Origin of the sequence: Streptomyces sp. D2-8, from assembly GCF_023184515.1 — a bacterium.
Taxonomy (GTDB): Bacteria; Actinomycetota; Actinomycetes; order Streptomycetales; family Streptomycetaceae; genus Streptomyces.
This window is the reverse complement of the sequence record NZ_JAAHBP010000069.1, coordinates 1-1,307: the sequence shown is the minus strand read 5'-3', so window position 1 is coordinate 1,307 and position 1,307 is coordinate 1. Positions and strand designations below refer to the sequence as shown.

2 protein-coding genes are annotated in these 1,307 nt (G+C 73.5%); both read right to left on the bottom strand.

Going from position 1 to position 1,307, the window contains the following annotated elements; translation table 11 throughout:
- On the bottom strand, positions 1 to 781 hold a 781-nt coding region (locus G3I77_RS40555; protein WP_248512489.1), incomplete at its 3' end, for a cation-transporting P-type ATPase.
- A 2-nt stretch (positions 782 to 783) separates the two neighbouring features.
- The coding region (locus G3I77_RS40550; RefSeq protein ID WP_248512487.1) for a universal stress protein at positions 784 to 1,307 on the bottom strand (524 nt) is incomplete at its 5' end.

The window sequence follows — 1,307 nt, the reverse complement described above, 5'->3', positions numbered from 1 at the left end:
CGCCGGTGCGCAGCGCCTCGGCGATCGCGCCGACCTCGGTGCGCATGCCGGTGGCCGTGACGACCATCTCGGCGCGGCCACGGGTCAGCGCGGTGTTCATGAAGAGCATGCAGGTGCGCTCGGCAACGGGGACGAGCTCGTCGCCGTCGGCCGTGGTGGGTGCGGTCGACTTGGCGACGGGATGGGACTCGCCGGTCAGCGCGGCCTCGCCCGCCTCGACCGACTCGGCGACCACCAGGCGCCCGTCGGCCGGGACACGGTCTCCGGCTTCCAGAAGGACGACGTCGCCGGGCACCAGGGCGCCGGCCGGGATCACCTTCACCTGCCCGTCGCGGCGCACGCGCGCGGTGGGCACCAGCATCTGACGCAGCGCCTCCAGGCTGCGCTCGGCCCGGCGTTCCTGCAGGTATCCGATGGTGGCGTTGATGACCAGGACGACCGCGATGACGAGGGCGTCCTTCACCTCGCCGATGATCCCCGCGACGACGGCGGCGGCGAGCAGGATGCCGATCAGCCAGCTGCGGAACTGGTCCAGCAGGCGCAGCCACTGCGGCCGGCGGGCCGGTTCGGCCAGCTCGTTGGCGCCCCAGACGGCGGCCAACTGCTCGGCGTCCGCCGTGCTCAGGCCCGTGGCCGGGACCACGGCCAGTAAGTCCGCCACTTCGGCGGCGTCACGTCGGTAGGCGTCCGGTGGCGGGGGCGTCGGTACCGGCAGGGTCCGGCGTGCAGTGGTCTGCTTGGGCAGGGTGTGGTTCTCCGCCGTTGACTGCTGCTCGGGCACGGTCACTCCTTACCGCGGACGACGGTGACGGGGCAGTGGGCGTGGTGCAGCAGGGCCTGGCTGACCGAGCCGAGCAGCAGGCCGGTGAAGCCGCCGCGTCCCCGGGCGCCGGCCACCACCAGCTGGGCGCCGCGACTGGCGTCGATCAGGGCCGGGCGGATCCGGGAACGCACCAGGCGCCGCTCCACCACCACCTGGGGATGGGCCTTCTGCCAGGAGGCCACCGTCTCGTCCAGCAGGTGCTGCTCGGCCTCGAGGAGACGGTCGGCGTCCGCCACCATGGCGTTCAGGGGGTCGCCGGGGCCTTCGTAGGCGCGCTCGCTCCACGTGTTCCACACGTGTACGGCCACCAGGGGCACCTTGCGCAGTGCCGCTTCGGCGAACGCGAACTCCACCGCCGCCTCGCCGGCGTCGGAGCCGTCCACGGCCAGTACCACTGGGCCGGCCGGATCGGGGCGGCCCCGCACCACCATCAGAGGGCAGCGACCGTGGGCGGCAAGATGCACCGCCGTCGAGCCCAGCAGCA